Genomic DNA, 15843 nt, shown 5'->3' with positions numbered 1-15843 from the left:
CACAGGCCCTGGCAGCACCGGTTGTCCCCAGGCCCGCGCGACGCGGGTGCGCCACATGGTCCCGCCGTGAGCCACTCGACGGCATGGACATCATCGACGTGCTCTGCGAGGACCGCGGGTTCTTCACCCGAGCCGAGGCGCGGTCTGCCGGCTACAGCGACACCCAGATCGCCTCGGCGGCACGCTCGGGTCACTGGCATCGATTCCGACGGGGCTACTACTGCCTCGGAAGCAGATGGCGGTCGCTGAGCGAGGAGCAGCAGCACGCGGTGCGAGCGCGCGCCGTCATGGACGCACTCGGCCCCGGCGTCGTCGCCCTGAGTCACGTCTCCGCCTCGATCGTGCACGGCCTGGACATCTGGGGCATCCCCCTGGACAAGGTGCACGTCACGAGACTGGACGGCGGTGCTGGTCGTATCGAAGGCGATGTCGTGCACCACGAGGGACGGGCGATCGAGGACGACATCGTGGAGATCGACGGAATGCTGGTGATGGCAGCGCCCCGAGCCGCGATCGAAGCCGTCGGCCGCAGCTCCAGCGAAGTGGCCCTCTGCCACTTCGACAGTCTCCTCAGGCGTGAGCTGTGCAACGCGGACGAGCTGGCGGAGCAGTTCAAGACGATGCAGTTCTGGCCGTTCACCCAGCACCTCCACGTCCCGGTGCGGCTGGCCGACAAGCGCACCGGCAGCATCGGTGAGTCGCGTGGGGTGAACTTCTTCTTCCACAACAGCTTCCCGGCACCGGAGCCACAGTTCGCGGTCTACTCGGCCGACGGCCGTCTCATCGGCACGTGTGACTGGGTCTGGAAGAAGCACCGCCTGCTGGGGGAGTTCGACGGCAAGCTGAAGTACGGCCGGCTCCTGAAGGACGGGCAGGAGCCAGGACCGGTGGTCTTCGCCGAGAAGCAGCGCGAGGACCTGCTCCGCGAGGTGACGGACATGCGCATGATCCGCATCGTCTGGTCGGACTTCGAGCGGCCGAGACTCCTGCGAGCGCGGTTCGAGCGGCTGCTGCGCCGAGCTGGGTAACCACTCCCTGTGCTGCCGCGGTTCTCCCCTCCTGTCACTGCTTCATCACGGGATGCAGACCACGCGGAGGTTCCCCCGGCGAACTCACCATGAGAAGCACCAGTTCAACTGCATCCCGTGATGAAGCAAGCGGCGGAGGCGCACCAGCCCCACACCCCCTCGGTAGGGTGACGAGGTGACCGAGCAGCCGACCCTGACCGACGGCGCGATCACCCTGCGACCGTGGCGCGACGCCGACGTGGACGTGGCGGTCGCGGGCCACGACGAGGTGATCGCGCACTGGTTCGGCTTCGACACGGTGACGCCGAGCCACGAGGCGCAGACCGCCGCGGTCGAGCGCTGGCGCCGCGGCTGGGCCGACGGGAGCGTCGTCAGCTTCGTCATCGAGCACGACGGCGAGGTCGTGGGCTGCTGCGAGGTGCGCCGCACCGACGAGCACACCGGCGAGCTGTCGTGGGCGTTGTACGCCGGCCACCGCGGCCGGGGCCACGCCACCCGCGCGGTGCGCGTGCTCGCCGACTGGGCCACCACCGGGACCGGCCAGGGCGGGTGGGGCGTCAGCCGCCTCGAGGCCAAGGTCGAGCCGGGCAACGAGGCGTCGCTGCGGGTGGCCACCCGCTCCGGCCTCCGGCGCGAGGGCGTACGCCGGGTGGTGGCCGGGACCGGCGACCGGGCCGCGACGACCGAGTACGTCGTCCTCGCCCGGCTGGCCGACGACCCGCCGCTCAGCGACGCGACCAGCTTCCGCGCGCTCCTCAACTCGTTCCTCCCCCGCAAGCGCGCGATCAGCCAGATGCTCGTCCGCGACCCGGACGGCCGGGTGCTGGTCTGCCAGCTGACCTACAAGCAGGACTGGGACCTCCCCGGCGGGGTCGTGGAGGTCGGCGAGTCGCCCCAGCTGGCGGTGGCCCGCGAGGTCACCGAGGAGCTCGCGCTCGACCTGCCCGCCGGCCGGCTGCTGCTCACCGACTGGCTGCCCCCCTGGGGCGGCTGGGACGACGCCCTGTGCCTCGTCTTCGACGGCGGGGAGCACCCGGCGTCGATCACCGACGGGATTGTCAAGCAGGCCCGGGAGATCCGCTCGGCGGAGTTCCTCACCGTCGAGCAGGTCCGCGAGCGCTGCGCCGACTTCACCGCGCGCCGGATCGAGGCCGCGCTGCGGTCGCTCGCGGCGCCGGGCGGGACGACGTACACCGAGTCGGGGAACTGACCTCAGCCCCTGCCCAAGCCGCCCGATCTGCGGTACAGATGCCTGGTGAGCACCTACGTCTTCGACTTCGCCCAGGGCGACAAGGACCAGCGCGACCTCCTCGGCGGCAAGGGCGCCAACCTCGCCGAGATGGTGAACCTCGGGCTGCCCGTGCCGCCCGGCTTCACGATCACGACCGAGGCCTGCCGCGCCTACCTCGCCGAGGGGCGCGAGCCGGAGGCGCTCTCCCGTGAGGTGAGCGAGCACCTCGCCGCGCTCGAGGAGGCGATGGGCCGGCGACTCGGCGACCCGGCCGACCCGCTGCTCGTCTCGGTCCGCTCGGGGGCGAAGTTCTCGATGCCCGGGATGATGGAGACGGTCCTCAACATCGGCCTCAACGACGAGTCCGTCGCCGGGCTGGCGGCCCAGAGCGAGGACGAGCGGTTCGCGCTGGACTCCTACCGCCGGCTGCTGCAGATGTTCGGGGCCACGGTGCTGGGCATCGAGGGCGAGGTCTTCGGGGACGCGCTCGACGACCTCAAGCGGCAGCGCGGCGTCGACCAGGACACCGAGCTGACCCCCGACGACCTGCGCGAGCTCGTGTCGACGTACCAGCAGGCCATCCGCGAGCACGCCGGCCGCGACTTCCCGCAGGACCCGCGCGAGCAGCTGGACCTCGCCGTCCGCGCGGTCTTCGACTCGTGGAACACCGAGCGCGCCGTGCTCTACCGCCGCCAGGAGCAGATCCCCGAGGACCTCGGCACCGCGGTGAACATCCAGGCGATGGTCTTCGGCAACCGCGGCGACACCTCCGGCAGCGGCGTCGCCTTCACCCGCGACCCGGCGTCGGGCAACCAGGGCGTCTACGGCGACTACCTGCAGAACGCCCAGGGCGAGGACGTCGTCGCCGGCATCCGCAACACCGTCTCGCTCGCGGACATGGGCGAGATCGACCGGGCCTCGCACGACCAGCTGCTCGAGATCATGAGCACGCTGGAGCAGCACTACCGCGACATGTGCGACATCGAGTTCACCGTCGAGCGCGGCAAGCTCTGGATGCTCCAGACCCGCGTCGGCAAGCGCACGCCCGAGGCGGCGTTCCGGATCGCGGTGCACATGGCCGACGAGGGCCTGATCGACCTCGACGAGGCGGTACGCCGGGTGAGCGGCGCCCAGCTCGCCCAGCTGATGTTCCCGCGCTTCGACCCGAAGGCGCGGCGCACGCTGCTCGCGAAGGGCATGAACGCCTCCCCCGGCGCCGCCGTCGGCCGGGCCGTCTTCGACTGGGGCACGGCCGTCGAGTGGGCCGAGCGCGGCGAGGACGTGATCCTGGTCCGCAAGGAGACCAGCCCCGACGACCTGCACGGCATGGTCGTCGCCAAGGGCATCCTGACCAGCCGCGGCGGCAAGACCTCCCACGCCGCGGTCGTCGCGCGCGGGATGGGCCGCACCTGCGTGTGCGGCGCCGAGGCGCTCGACGTCGACACCAAGGAGGGCCGCTTCACGGTCCGCGGCGGGAAGACGGTCGAGGAGGGCGACCTGATCTCGATCGACGGGTCGACCGGCGAGATCTTCGACGGCGCCGTCGACGTGGTCGACTCGCACGTGGTCCGGTACTTCGAGGGCGACGACGTGGACGACCCGCTCGTCGACGCGGTCACCCGGCTGATCGAGCGGGCCGACGCCGTACGCCGCCTCCGCGTGCGGACCAACGCCGACACGGCCGAGGACGCGGCCCGGGCCCGCCGGTTCGGCGCCCAGGGCATCGGGCTGTGCCGCACCGAGCACATGTTCCTCGGCGACCGGCGCCAGCTGGTCGAGGACCTGATCGTCGCCGACGGCGAGAAGGGCCAGGAGAAGGCGCTGGACGCGCTCCTGCCCCTGCAGCGGCAGGACTTCACCGAGATCCTCGAGGCGATGGACGGCCTGCCGGTGACGATCCGGCTGATCGACCCGCCGCTGCACGAGTTCCTCCCCGACATCACCGAGCTGTCGGTGGCGATGGCGATCGCGGACACCCGCGGTCACCGCAAGAAGCGGGAGCGTCGCCTGCTCGACGCGGTCAGCAGGCTGCACGAGCAGAACCCGATGCTCGGGCTCCGCGGCGTACGCCTCGGCATCGTGATCCCCGGTCTCTTCACCATGCAGGCCCGGGCGATCCTCGAGGCCGCCGTCGCCCGCAAGCGGGCCGGGGGCGACCCGCGCCCGGAGATCATGATCCCGCTGGTCGCGTCGGTGAAGGAGCTCGACCTAGTCAGGGCGCGGATCGACGTGATCGCCCGGGAGGTGGCCGAGGAGTCCGGGCTGGACCTCGACGTGAAGATCGGGACGATGATCGAGCTGCCGCGCGCGGCGCTCACCGCCGGGGAGATCGCCGGGTCGGCCGAGTTCTTCTCGTTCGGCACCAACGACCTCACGCAGATGACCTGGGGCTTCTCCCGCGACGACGTCGAGGCGTCGTTCTTCAGCACCTACCTCGAGCAGGGCGTCTTCCCGGTCTCACCGTTCGAGTCGCTGGACACCGCCGGCGTCGGCGAGCTGGTGCGGACCGCCGTCGAGCGCGGCCGCGCCACCCGCCCGGACCTGCACCTCGGGGTCTGCGGCGAGCACGGCGGCGACCCGGCGTCGATCCACTTCTTCGACGACGCGGGGCTCGACTACGTGTCGTGCTCGCCGTTCCGGGTGCCGGTCGCCCGCCTCGAGGCCGGGCGCTCGGCGCTGGGGGCCGAGTAGCTGCTTCATCACGGGATGCAGGCGGAGTGGAGGTTCCCCCGGTGGATTCGCCGAGGGAAGCCGCGCTTCACCTGCATCCCGTGATGAAGCGCGCCCAGGCTCAGTAGAGCGCCGAGGCCAGCCGGCCGCGCGCCTTGAGCACTCGCGGGTCGTCGTTGCCGACGGCGCCGAAGAGCGCGACGAGGTGCTCGCGGGCGGTGTTGCGCTCGTCGCCGGAGGTACGCCGGACCAGCTCGATCAGCCGGGTGAAGGCCTCGTCGACCTGGCCACCGAGGAGGTCCAGGTCGGCGACGAGGGTCTGGGCATCGAGGTCGTCCGGCGCGGCGTCGGCCGCGGCGCGGGCGTGGTCGAGGTCGACGCCGGCCGTGCGCTGCAGCAGCCGCGCCATCGCGAGCCCGGCGACGGCCTCGCTGTCGGCGGGGTTGGCGGTGACGAGCTTGTGGTACTCCTCGACCGCCCGGTCGAAGTCGCCGTCGCCCAGCGCGTCCTGGGCGGGGGCGTAACGCGGGTCGACCGGCGGCTCGGCGTCCTCGCCCTCGGCACCGGGCGCACCGGCCCCGTCGGCACCGGGAGCCCCGGCCGCGGCCCGCGGCTGGTGCCGGCCGGTGATGCCCTGGGTGGTGAGCTGCTGGGCGACCTGGGTCAGCGCGGTGCGCAGCTCCTCGATCGGCAGCACGTCCTGGAACAGCGGCATCGGGCGGCCGTCCACGACCGCGACCACCAGCGGGATGGACGGGATCTGCATGGCCTGGGCGATCTGCGGCGCCGCGTCGATGTCGACGAGCCCCAGCAGGAAGCGCCCCTCGAACTCCGCCGACAGCGTCACCAGGTCGGCGGCGAGGTCGCCGCTCTCCGGCATCCGCGTGCGCGAGTAGAACGCCAGCAGCACCGCGGCGCCCATCGACGCCTCGATGACGCCCTGGAAGTTCTCCTCCGTCACCTGGACGGCGTACGACGACGGGCCGGCCGGTGCGCCACCCGCCGGCGCCCCGCCGCCCGGTGCGCGGGGCGCGCCGCCACCGGGGGCGGGCGTGGGCTGCGCGGGGCGCTTGAGGGCGGAGAGGTCGATCGCTCCGGGACGGCTGAACGGCTGCTGCGTCATGCCGCCAATCCTAGAGAGCCCCGCTCAGGCCCGCGCCCTCGGCTCGAGCCGGTAGTGCAGCCGCACCACGTCGGCCGCCCACAGCCGCAGGTCGTGGTCGGTGCGCAGCACGCCCTCGCGGTCGAGGTGGACGTGGAACTCCTCGTGGATCGGCGCGCGGGCGGCGTACGACGCCCCGCCGTCCTCCACCACGACGTAGGCGCCGTCCGTCCCGAAGCGGCCTCCCGGCGAGCGCAGCCACAGCGAGCCGTCCGGGTCGACGTCGGGCCGCAGGAAGACCTGGACGTTGCCGTGCTCGAGCGGGAAGGCGACGTGGACGCTCGGGCGGTCGGCGCCCGGGAGCCGGCGGGCCGAGTAGCACCCGCTGAAGACGTACTCCCCCGTCGAGCGCAGGGTCCGCAGCCAGCCGGCGGCGCGCTGGGTGCCGTCGGCGTCGCTGATCACCGAGACCCGGCTGTCCATCCCGTGCGCGACGTCGAGCGGTCGCATCGGCAGCGCCAGCTGGCCCACCCGGCGCCCGAACAGGCGCGAGACCAGCTCGCCGCCGGGCCAGAAGAGCGGCGTCCAGCCGGTCCACACCTCCATCCGCCAGTCGGCGGTGTGCTCGTAGAACGCCCGGACCTCCGGGGCCAGGTCGGCGGCGCGGAAGCCCGGACCGTCGAGCACTGCGACGTCGGCGAGCAGCCCGGCGCCGGGCACGCCGTCGCGCACCTGCCCACCGAGGCGGGCGGCCTCGTCGTGCAGCCACCCGTCGCCCACGAGGGGGCCGCGTGACACCGGCGCGGCCAGCCAGGCGTGCTCGCCCGCGAGGTCGACGCGCCGGCCGACGGCGCGCCACCACTTCCGGGTCGCCAGGTCGAGCGTGGCGCCGCTGCGAGGACCCATCGCGTCAGGTGGGCGGCGGGTCAGAAGCGGGCCGGCTCGCGGTACTCGCCCCACTCGGCGCGCAGCGCGTCGCAGATCTCGCCGAGCGTGGCCTCCGCGCGGCAGGCCTCGAGCATCGCCTCGATCATGTTGCCGTCGGTGCGGGCCACGTCGACCATCCGCTGCACGGCCGCGACCGCCGCCTCGTCGTCCCGGGCGCCGCGGCGAGCCGCCAGGTCGCGGACCTGGTCGACCTCCACCTCGTGGGAGACCCGGAGGATCTCGAGGTCGTGGGTGACCGAGTCGGGGTGGCAGTTGACGCCGACGATCCGCTTGTCGCCCTTCTCGAGGGCCACCTGGTACTGGAAGGCGGCCTCGGCGATCTCGCCCATGAACCAGCCCTCCTCGATGCCGCGCAGCAGGCCGCGGGTCATCGGCCACTGGGCCGCGTCCGCGGCACCGGTGGCCTCGGTCATCGCGGCCGCGAGGTCCTCGGTGTCGGCGTGGGTGAGCGTGGAGCCGCCCATCGAGAGGATCTTGTCGAAGATCGCGTTGGCCTCGGCCTCGATCTTGTCGGTGAGCGCCTCGACGTACCACGACCCGCCGAGCGGGTCGGCGACGTTCACGACGCCGGTCTCCTCCATGATCACCTGCTGCGTGCGCAGCGCGATCTCGGCGGCCTGCTCGGACGGCAGCGCCAGCGTCTCGTCGAGGGCGTTGGTGTGCAGCGAGTTGGTGCCGCCGAGCACGGCCGAGAGCGCCTCGATGCCGGTGCGGACCACGTTGTTGTAGGGCTGCTGGGCGGTGAGCGAGACCCCGGCGGTCTGGGTGTGGAACCGCAGCCACTGGGCCTTCTCGGTCGTGGCGCCGTAGACGTCGCGCATCCAGCGCGCCCAGATCCGGCGGGCGGCGCGGAACTTCGCGATCTCCTCGAAGAAGTCCACGTGCGCGTCGAAGAAGAACGACAGGCCGGGCGCGAACAGGTCGACGTCGAGGCCGCGGGACAGCCCGAGCTCGACGTACCCGAAGCCGTCGGCGAGGGTGAACGCGAGCTCCTGCGCGGCCGTCGAGCCGGCCTCGCGGATGTGGTAGCCGGAGACCGAGAGCGGCTTGTACGCCGGGATCTTCTCGACGCAGTACTCCATCAGGTCGCCGATCAGGCGCAGGTGCGGCTCGGGCGTGAAGAGCCACTCCTTCTGGGCGATGTACTCCTTGAAGATGTCGGTCTGCAGGGTGCCGTTGAGCTTCCCGGTGTCGACGCCCGCGCGCTCCGCGGCGACGATCATCATGCAGAAGACGGGCACGGCCGGGCCGCTGATCGTCATCGACGTGGTGACCTGGCCGAGGTCGATGCCGTCGAAGAGCGCCTCCATGTCGGCGACCGAGTCGACGGCCACGCCGCAGTGGCCGACCTCGCCGAGCGACTTGGGGTCGTCGGAGTCGCGGCCCATCAGCGTGGGCATGTCGAAGGCGACCGAGAGCCCGCCGCCGCCGCGGCCCAGGATCATCTTGTAGCGCTCGTTGGTCTGCTGGGCGTTGCCGAAGCCGGCGAACTGCCGGATCGTCCAGGTGCGCCCGCGGTAGCCGGTCGGGTAGAGCCCACGCGTGAACGGGAACTGGCCGGGCCACTCGCTGTCGTCGGTGCCGTACGCCGGCTCCACCTCGAGCCCGCTCAGCGTCGTGAAGTCGACGTCCCGGACCCGCGAGGAGTCGTAGCGGGACTGCCAGCGGGAGCGTGCGGTGTCATCGACCATGCTCAGATAGTAGGACGTGCAAGTAGTTGGGGCCAGCCGCCGGCTCAGAAGTCGCCGGCGGACTCCCGCACCGGCGCGAGCAGGGCCGAGAGCCGCTGCAGGTCCTCGGTCGACAGCGCCTCGAGGGCGAAGTCCGAGGAGACCAGGTCGGCGGTTGCGGCCTCGACCAGCGCCCGCCCCGCAGCCGTGATCTCGGCGAGGACGGCGCGGCCGTCCTCCGGGTGGGGACGGCGTACGACGAGGTCCGCGGACTCCAGCCGCCGCACGATCGAGGTGACCGACGTGGGGTGCACCTGGAGCCGCTCCCCCATCTTGCCCAGCGGCAGCGAGCCCCGCGAGGAGAACACCAGCAGCACCAGCGCCTCGTAGCGCGCGAAGGTCAGCCCGTGCGGCTTCAGGATCGCGTCCAGCCGGCCGATCACGAGCTGCTGGACGCGCATCAGCGAGGTCACCGCGTGCATCGCGGGGACGCCGTCCCAGCGCTCGCCCCACTGGCGGGCCGCCTCGTCGATCGGGTCGAACGGCAAGCGGGCACCCGTGGACATGCGGAGCAGACTAGTGCCGCCGGACGAGCGGACCGGTCCGCCGCCCGCTCAGTTGACCCGCGGCCCGCGCAGCCCGGAGCGCTGGACGACCCGCTGGATGGCGAGGTCGCGCTGGTCGGGCTGGCCGACGTACCGGATGTCGCGCAGCCCCTGCTCCTGGGCCGCCGACTCGAAGCAGAAGTGCCCGAAGCCGAGGATCCGGCCGTGCAGCGGCTTCACGACGGTGATGTCGAGGATCCTGCTCAGCGGCATGGTCGCGAGGTTCTGCGAGAGCACCCCGTGCACGCGGAAGACCCGCATGTTGGTGATGACGAAGCGGTCCCGGTGCTCGCGCAGCGCGATCCACGCGGCGTGCAGGAACACCGCGAGGGCCAGCAGCAGCGGCAGCCAGCCGATCTCGACGGGGACGTACGCCGACGAGACCAGCAGCAGCATCCCGAGCACGGTCTCCAGCACCGGCCGCACGAACGCCACCCAGTGGTGGCGCACCTCGTCGACGATGACCTCGCCCTCGTCGCGCAGCAGGTGCTTGCGGATGTCCGGGTCCAAGGCCCGACGCCCCCCGCGGCCCACGCCTCGCCGCCCGCTCAGCGCATCTGGTCGAAGAAGCGGATCAGTCCGGTGAACAGGGAGCTCAGCGCGTCCCAGGACCCGGACCCGAGGGCCTTGGCGGACACGGCGAAGCCGTGCGGGTCGTGGTACATCCAGAAGCCGAGGAACACCACGAGCAGGGTGAGGAACACCTTCTTGCCGTTGATGGCAGATCTCCGTCCGGGGGAAGGCGGGCGACAGGTCCAGACATGTCTAGCAGGGCTAGACCGCCGGCGGGGTGAGGCGCGCCCGGTCCGTGTCGTGCGCCGGCCCGCGGCGGACGCTCCGTCGCCCGGGCTTGCCCGCCCGTTCACCGCGCCGAGGCCGGCCGCTCGCCCGGCCTCCCTACCGTGCCCCCCGTGAGATCCCCGCACACCCGTCCCGGCGTCCTCGGCGCCGTGCTCATCCTCGCCGGCGGCCTCGTGACCGCGACGCTGCCCGCGGACTCCTGGGCTGCCGGGCTCCCGCTGCGCCTCTCGGCGGGCGGGCGGCTGCTCGGCACGGTCACGGTGCTCGTCGGCCTGGCCCTGCTGGCGGCGGCCTGGCTGCGGCTGTGGCGGGCGGCCGTGGCCGGACGGGTCGACGTCGGGGACGTACGCCGGGCCGTCGCCGCCTGGTGCGTCCCGCTGCTGCTGGCGCCGCCGCTGTTCAGCCGCGACGGGTGGAGCTACGTCGCCCAGGGCGAGCTGACCCGGATCGGGCTCTCGCCGTACGTCTGGGGTCCGGGGGTGCTGCACGGGTCGCTCGTCGACGCGGTGGACCCGCGCTGGCTGCCGACCGCGACGCCCTACGGCCCGCTGCCGCTGCTCTGGGGCGCCCTCGCAGCCGACCTGGTCCGCGACCCCTGGCTGCTCGTCGTGGCGCACCGGCTCCTGGCCCTGGCCGGGCTGGTCCTGCTGGCCCGGGCGCTGCCCCGGCTGGCCGGCTGGTCCGGCGCCAGTCCGGCGGCGGTGAGCGCGCTGGTGCTGGGCTGCCCGCTCGTCCTCGCCCACGGGGTCGGCGGGCTCCACAACGACCTGCTGATGGTGGGCCTCGCCGCCACCGCGCTGGTCGTGGCGGCCGAGCGCGGCTGGGTCGCCGGGGCCGTGGTCGGCGGTCTCGCCGCCTCGGTGAAGGTGCCCGGCGGCCTCGTCTGCATCGGCATCGCCGTCCTCACGCTGCCCACCCTCGCTCCGCTCGCCCAACGGGTACGCCGCCTGCTCGGCGTGGCCGCGGTGAGCGGGGCCACCGTGGTGGCGGCGGGCGTGCTCACCGGCGTCGGGACGGGCTGGGTGGAGGCGCTCGGCGTGCCCGGCACGCTGGACAGCGCGCTGTCGGTCACGTCCCTGCTCGGCCACCTGGTGCCGGGCGCGCGGGCGGCCGGCACCGGGCTGGCACTCCTGCTCGTGGCGGCCACCGCACTCGTGGCCCGCACCGGGGACCGTCTCACCGCGCTCCGGGCCACGGCGGCCGCCCTCACGGCCACGGTCGTGCTCAGCCCGGTCGTGCACCCGTGGTACGCCCTGTGGTGCGTGCCGTTCCTCGCCGTTGCCCGCCTCGGCCCGCGCGGCACCGCCCTGCTGGCCTGGGCCTGCCTGGTGCTGGGGGTGGCGGCGCCCCTGGGCTACGTGCCGGCGGGCATCGGCCTGCTGGCCGGCGGGCTCGCCATCACGGGCTGGACCGCCCGGACGACGGCGACGCCTCAGGCAGCGGCGCCCGAGCGCGAGGACGTCACGGGCCGGTAGTGCCGCTCGACGAGCTCCCCGACCACGTGCGCCCAGGTGCGGGACGCGACGGCGCGGCACCCGGCGGTCGCGAGGCGGTCCCGCAGCCCCGGGTCGTCGACGAGCGAGCCGACGGCGGCGGCCAGGGCACCGCGCTCGCGCGGCGCGTAGAGGAGCCCGGTCCGGCCGTGGTCGACCAGGTCGAGCGGACCCCCGGCGGCCGGCGCCACGACGGGCACGCCGCTGGCCTGGGCCTCCTGGACGGTCTGGCAGAAGGTCTCGGCCTCACCGGGGTGGACGAAGACGTCGAGGCTCGCGAACGCGCGGGCCAGCTCCTCGCCACCGAGCATCCCGGTGAAGCGGGCCTCCGGCACGTGCCGCTCCAGCCAGGCCCGCTCCGGCCCGTCGCCCACGACCACGAGGCGGGCGCCCGGCACGGCGGCCACCTCCGCCAGGCGGCGTACCTGCTTCTCGGGCGCGACCCGGCCGACGTACCCGACCAGCGTCTCCCCCGGCCTCGCCCAGGACGCCCGCAGCGACTCGTCGCGACGCGCGGGCGAGAACAGGTCGAGCGAGACCCCGCGCCGCCACAGGTGCACGTCGCGGACGCCCATCGCGCGCAGCTGGTCGTACGACGCGCGAGACGGTGCCAGCGTGCGGTCCGAGCGCCGGTGGATGCGGCCGACCCAGCGCGAGGTGAGCAGGTCCGCGTGCACGCCGTAGTGCCGGGCGAAGCCCGCGATGTCGGTCTGGAACACCGCGACCGTGGGGATCCCGAGGCGCCGTGCGGCGCGGAGCCCGACGGCTCCGAGCGCGACCGGTGAGGCGAGGTGGACCACGTCAGGGCGGAAGTCGGCCAGGGCGCGCTCGACGGCGGCGTCCGGCAGGCCGACCGCGAAGGAGCGGTAGCCCGGCAGCCCGACGGAGCGGACCCGGACGACCGGCGTCCCGTGGTGGTGGGCGGGGCCGGCGCCGGGGGCGACGACCAGGGTCTCGTGGCCGAGCAGCGCGAGCTGCTCGACGACGTGGCGCACGGTGTTGCTGACGCCGTTGACCTGCGGGAGGAAGGACTCGGTGACGATGGCGACGCGCATGCCTCCACGGTCACGAGGGCGGTTGAACGCGTGGTGACGCCGACGTGGGTGTCGTGCGAAGTCCACCCGACCGGCGTCCCCGCCGCGGGGCCGGCTCCTGCACCACCGGGCAGGCATGATCGGGGCATGACGCCCCTCACCTTCGACGTCCCCGGCGGCCCCCTGCACGCCCTGCGCTTCGGCACCGGCGAGCGCACCGTCCTGGCCGTGCACGGCATCAGCGCCTCGGCGATGGCGTGGGCCGCGGTCGCGGCCGCGCTGCCCGCGGACTGGAGCCTGGTCGCGCTCGACCTGCGCGGCCGGGGCGCGTCGCGCGACCTGCCCGGGCCCTACGGGCTCGCGACGCACGCGGACGACGTGGCCACGGCCGCCACCGCCCTGGGCGGGCCGGTCGCGCTCGCCGGGCACTCGATGGGGGCCTACGTCGCGGCGCTGGCCGCGTCCCGCCGGCCCGAGCTGTTCACGACCCTGACCCTGGTCGACGGGGGCGTGCCGCTGGTGCTCCCGGGCGGCGTGGACCCCGACGAGGTCCTGGCCGCCACGCTCGGCCCGGCGCTGGAGCGGCTGCACACGACGTACCCCTCGGTCGAGGCGTACCTCGACTTCTACCGCGCCCACCCCGCGCTCGGCCCCAGCTGGGACGAGACCATCGCCGACTACGTCCGCTACGACGTGCTCGAGACGCCGGCGGGCGTGCGCTCCCGGGCGCTCGAGGAGGCCGTGCGCGCGGACGGTCGCGACCTGCTCGTCTCGGCCGACGTGCTCGACGCGGCGCTGCGGGCCGTGCCGGTCCCGGCCTCGCTGCTCGTCGCCCCGGCCGGGATGTTCGGCCAGCCGCCGGGGCTGCTCCCCGCCGAGGCGGTCCAGCGGTACGACGACGAGCTGGCCGGCCTGCGCGTGGAGACCGTGCCGGGCACGAACCACTACACGATCCTGTTCGACCCCGCGGCTGCGCGCCGGGTGGCCGAGGAGGTCAGTCGGTGAAGGCGTCGAGCAGCACGTCGGCGGCCGTATAGGGGTCGGACTCCCCCGCGCCAACGGACTCGGCGAGCTCGTCGAGCTCGGAGCGCCCGTGCACGTCGCCCCAGCGCGCCCGCAGGGCGGTGACCGCGATCGCCTCGATCTCGTCGCGGGCACGCCGGGTGCGACGCTTGCGCAGCTCGCCGGAGGTCTCGAGCCACGCGAAGTGCTCGTCGATGGCGGCCACGACCTCGTCGACGCCGTCGCCCTTCTGGGCGACCGTCTTGATGATCGGCGGCTTCCACGAGCCCTCGGGCCGCTCGGCCAGTGCCAGCATCGAGCGCAGGTCGCGGCGGACCTGGTCGGCGCCGTCGCGGTCGGCCTTGTTGACGACGTAGAGGTCCCCGATCTCGAGGATGCCGGCCTTCGCGGCCTGGATCCCGTCCCCCATGCCGGGGGCGATCAGCACCAGCGTGGTGTCGGCGAGGCCCGCGACCTCGACCTCGCTCTGGCCGACGCCGACAGTCTCGATGAGGATCACGTCGCAGCCGGCCGCGTCGAGGACGCGCAGCGCCTGCGGCGTGGTCCACGCGAGGCCGCCCAGGTGGCCGCGCGAGGCCATCGAGCGGATGTAGACCTCACGGTCCAGGGCGTGGTCCTGCATCCGCACCCGGTCACCGAGCAGGGCCCCGCCGGAGAACGGCGAGGACGGGTCGACCGCGAGGATCCCCACGCGCTTGCCGGCCTTGCGCAGCTCGGTCACGAGCGCGCTCGTGGACGTCGACTTGCCGACGCCCGGCGAGCCGGTGATCCCGATGATCTGAGCGTGCCCCGCGTGCGGGGCGAGCGCCTTCATGACCTCGCGCAGCAGCGGCGACTCGTCCTCCACGAGGGAGATCAGCCGCGCCACCGCGCGGGCGTCCCCCTCGCGGGCCCGACCGACCAGGTCGGGGACCGACGCCGTGGAGCGGCGCCGGCCGCCGCGGGCCGCGGCCGTGCCGGACCCCTCGTCAGACAGCGGGAACTCGCACGATCAGCGCGTCACCCTGACCGCCGCCGCCGCAGAGGGCGGCCGCACCGGTGCCGCCGCCGCGGCGCTGGAGCTCGAGGGCGAGGTGCAGGACCACGCGGGTGCCGGACATGCCGACCGGGTGGCCGAGCGCGATCGCGCCGCCGTTGACATTGACCTGGTCGTCGGAGATGCCGAGCTGGCGAGCCGACTCGATGCCGACGGCCGCGAACGCCTCGTTGAGCTCGAAGAGGTCGATGTCGGACACGGCGATGCCGTCCTTCTCGGCGGCCTTGGCGATCGCGTTGGCCGGCTGCAGCTGCAGCGAGGAGTCGGGGCCGGCGACCTGGCCGTGCGCACCGATCTCGGCGAGCCAGGTGAGACCGAGCTCCTCGGCCTTGGCCTTGCTCATCACGACGACGGCGGCGGCGCCGTCGGAGATCTGGGAGGCGGAGCCGGCCGTGATCGTGCCGTCCTTGCTGAAGGCCGGACGCAGCTTGCCGAGCGACTCGGCGGTGGTGTCGCCGCGCACGCCCTCGTCGGCGGAGACGACGACCGGGTCGCCCTTGCGCTGCGGGATCTCGACCGGGACGACCTCGTCGTCGAAGACGCCGTTCTTCCAGGCCTCGGCCGCGCGCTGGTGCGAGCGGGCGGAGAACTCGTCCTGCTCCTCGCGGGTCAGCTTCGTGCCGGCGGCGTTGTAGTCCTCGGTGAGGCCACCCATCGCCTGGCTGGTCAGCTGGTCGTAGAGCGCGTCGTAGGCCATCGAGTCGACCAGCGCGGTGTCGCCGTACTTGAAGCCCTCGCGGGACTTCGGCAGCAGGTGCGGGGCGTTCGTCATCGACTCCATGCCGCCGGCGACGACGATCTCGGCCTCACCGGTCTTGACCATCTGGCTGGCCAGCGCGATCGCGTTGAGGCCCGAGAGGCACACCTTGTTGATGGTGATGGAGGGGACGTTCATCGGCAGGCCCGCGGCGATGCCGGCGGAGCGGGCGGGGTTCTGGCCCGCGCCGGCCAGGATGACCTGGCCCATGATCAGGTAGTCGACCTGGTCGGCGCTGACGCCGGCCTTGTCGAGGGCGCCCTTGATGGCCACGCCGCCCAGGTCGGCCGCGGAGAGGCTCTTGAGGCCGCCGAGCAGGCGGCCGATCGGGGTGCGAGCCCCTGCGACGATCACGGTTTCGGTCATGAGGTGCCTCCACGGAGCTGTTGCTGGGCCGGTACTGGGCTGGTGCTGATCTGATGCTGATCTGATGCTGGGCTGGTGC

General features: G+C 73.5%; 14 protein-coding genes. 5 read left to right on the top strand and 9 right to left on the bottom strand.

Annotation, left to right across the window (positions count from 1 at the left end):
• Positions 1 to 83 precede the first annotated feature (83 nt).
• The 3 genes from H5V45_RS18200 (at position 84) to ppdK (ending at position 4950) form a co-directional block, all read left to right on the top strand.
• A complete protein-coding gene (locus H5V45_RS18200; protein WP_185254236.1) occupies positions 84 to 1028 on the top strand; it encodes a type IV toxin-antitoxin system AbiEi family antitoxin domain-containing protein in 945 nt (314 codons plus the stop codon).
• A gap of 175 nt (positions 1029 to 1203) precedes the next feature.
• Positions 1204 to 2238, top strand: coding sequence for an NUDIX hydrolase (locus H5V45_RS18195; protein WP_343061615.1), 1035 nt, complete (start codon positions 1204 to 1206; stop codon positions 2236 to 2238).
• A gap of 42 nt (positions 2239 to 2280) precedes the next feature.
• Entirely contained in the window at positions 2281 to 4950 is a 2670-nt protein-coding gene (gene ppdK, locus H5V45_RS18190) for a pyruvate, phosphate dikinase (RefSeq protein ID WP_221634634.1), read from the top strand.
• Between the two features lie 100 nt (positions 4951 to 5050).
• On the opposite strand, the gene H5V45_RS18185 is transcribed toward ppdK, so the two are convergent.
• From H5V45_RS18185 to H5V45_RS18160, 6 genes are read right to left on the bottom strand one after another with little or no spacing between them, the layout of a single operon-like run.
• A complete protein-coding gene (locus tag H5V45_RS18185; RefSeq protein ID WP_185254234.1) occupies positions 5051 to 6052 on the bottom strand; it encodes a co-chaperone YbbN in 1002 nt (333 codons plus the stop codon).
• Between the two features lie 24 nt (positions 6053 to 6076).
• Positions 6077 to 6937: a hypothetical protein gene (locus tag H5V45_RS18180; protein WP_185254233.1), complete on the bottom strand. Its 861-nt coding sequence runs from the start codon at positions 6935 to 6937 to the stop codon at positions 6077 to 6079.
• Between the two features lie 20 nt (positions 6938 to 6957).
• Entirely contained in the window at positions 6958 to 8670 is a 1713-nt protein-coding gene (gene icmA / locus H5V45_RS18175) for a coenzyme B12-dependent isobutyryl-CoA mutase large subunit (protein WP_185254232.1), read from the bottom strand.
• 44 nt (positions 8671 to 8714) lie between these two features.
• Positions 8715 to 9215 (bottom strand): MarR family winged helix-turn-helix transcriptional regulator, encoded by a 501-nt coding sequence (locus tag H5V45_RS18170; protein ID WP_185254231.1) that lies wholly within the window; start codon positions 9213 to 9215, stop codon positions 8715 to 8717.
• A 48-nt stretch (positions 9216 to 9263) separates the two neighbouring features.
• On the bottom strand, positions 9264 to 9764 hold the full coding sequence (locus H5V45_RS18165) for a PH domain-containing protein (protein WP_246415923.1): 501 nt from the start codon (positions 9762 to 9764) through the stop codon (positions 9264 to 9266).
• Between the two features lie 38 nt (positions 9765 to 9802).
• Positions 9803 to 9958 (bottom strand): hypothetical protein, encoded by a 156-nt coding sequence (locus H5V45_RS18160; protein WP_185254229.1) that lies wholly within the window; start codon positions 9956 to 9958, stop codon positions 9803 to 9805.
• Between the two features lie 207 nt (positions 9959 to 10165).
• On the opposite strand from H5V45_RS18160, the gene mptB reads away from it, so the two are divergent.
• The gene (mptB, locus tag H5V45_RS18155; protein ID WP_185254228.1) at positions 10166 to 11530 is read left to right on the top strand and encodes a polyprenol phosphomannose-dependent alpha 1,6 mannosyltransferase MptB; all 1365 of its coding nucleotides are present in this window, start codon (positions 10166 to 10168) and stop codon (positions 11528 to 11530) included.
• Here mptB and H5V45_RS18150 read toward each other — a convergent pair.
• Positions 11488 to 12603 carry a glycosyltransferase family 4 protein gene (locus tag H5V45_RS18150; RefSeq protein ID WP_185254227.1) on the bottom strand — a complete coding sequence of 372 codons (1116 nt, stop codon included), beginning with the start codon at positions 12601 to 12603 and terminating at the stop codon, positions 11488 to 11490. The two genes, mptB and H5V45_RS18150, sit on opposite strands and share 43 nt — an antisense overlap.
• A 126-nt stretch (positions 12604 to 12729) precedes the next feature.
• On the opposite strand from H5V45_RS18150, the gene H5V45_RS18145 reads away from it, so the two are divergent.
• On the top strand, positions 12730 to 13587 hold the full coding sequence (locus H5V45_RS18145; RefSeq protein ID WP_185254226.1) for an alpha/beta fold hydrolase: 858 nt from the start codon (positions 12730 to 12732) through the stop codon (positions 13585 to 13587).
• Here H5V45_RS18145 and meaB read toward each other — a convergent pair.
• Both meaB and H5V45_RS18135 read right to left on the bottom strand, forming a co-directional pair.
• Positions 13577 to 14509, bottom strand: a complete 933-nt coding sequence (gene meaB, locus H5V45_RS18140; protein WP_246416571.1) for a methylmalonyl Co-A mutase-associated GTPase MeaB — start codon at positions 14507 to 14509, stop codon at positions 13577 to 13579. The two genes, H5V45_RS18145 and meaB, sit on opposite strands and share 11 nt — an antisense overlap.
• A gap of 64 nt (positions 14510 to 14573) precedes the next feature.
• Positions 14574 to 15764, bottom strand: a complete 1191-nt coding sequence (locus H5V45_RS18135) for an acetyl-CoA C-acetyltransferase (RefSeq protein ID WP_185254225.1) — start codon at positions 15762 to 15764, stop codon at positions 14574 to 14576.
• Positions 15765 to 15843: the final 79 nt, after the last annotated feature.

Source organism: Nocardioides luti (assembly GCF_014212315.1).
GTDB lineage: Bacteria > Actinomycetota > Actinomycetes > Propionibacteriales > Nocardioidaceae > Nocardioides > Nocardioides luti.
Note: the sequence above shows the minus strand (reverse complement) of the source record. Positions and strands in the feature narration are given on the sequence as shown.

Bases quoted from the DNA above. Each gene is read 5' to 3' on its own strand.
- H5V45_RS18200 (WP_185254236.1), top strand. From the start codon at position 84: ATGGACATCATCGACGTGCTCTGCGAGGACCGCGGGTTCTTCACCCGA.
- H5V45_RS18185 (WP_185254234.1), bottom strand. From the start codon at position 6,052: ATGACGCAGCAGCCGTTCAGCCGTCCCGGAGCGATCGACCTCTCCGCC.
- H5V45_RS18180 (WP_185254233.1), bottom strand. From the start codon at position 6,937: ATGGGTCCTCGCAGCGGCGCCACGCTCGACCTGGCGACCCGGAAGTGG.
- icmA (WP_185254232.1), bottom strand. From the start codon at position 8,670: ATGGTCGATGACACCGCACGCTCCCGCTGGCAGTCCCGCTACGACTCC.
- H5V45_RS18170 (WP_185254231.1), bottom strand. From the start codon at position 9,215: ATGTCCACGGGTGCCCGCTTGCCGTTCGACCCGATCGACGAGGCGGCC.
- H5V45_RS18150 (WP_185254227.1), bottom strand. From the start codon at position 12,603: ATGCGCGTCGCCATCGTCACCGAGTCCTTCCTCCCGCAGGTCAACGGC.
- H5V45_RS18145 (WP_185254226.1), top strand. From the start codon at position 12,730: ATGACGCCCCTCACCTTCGACGTCCCCGGCGGCCCCCTGCACGCCCTG.
- H5V45_RS18135 (WP_185254225.1), bottom strand. From the start codon at position 15,764: ATGACCGAAACCGTGATCGTCGCAGGGGCTCGCACCCCGATCGGCCGC.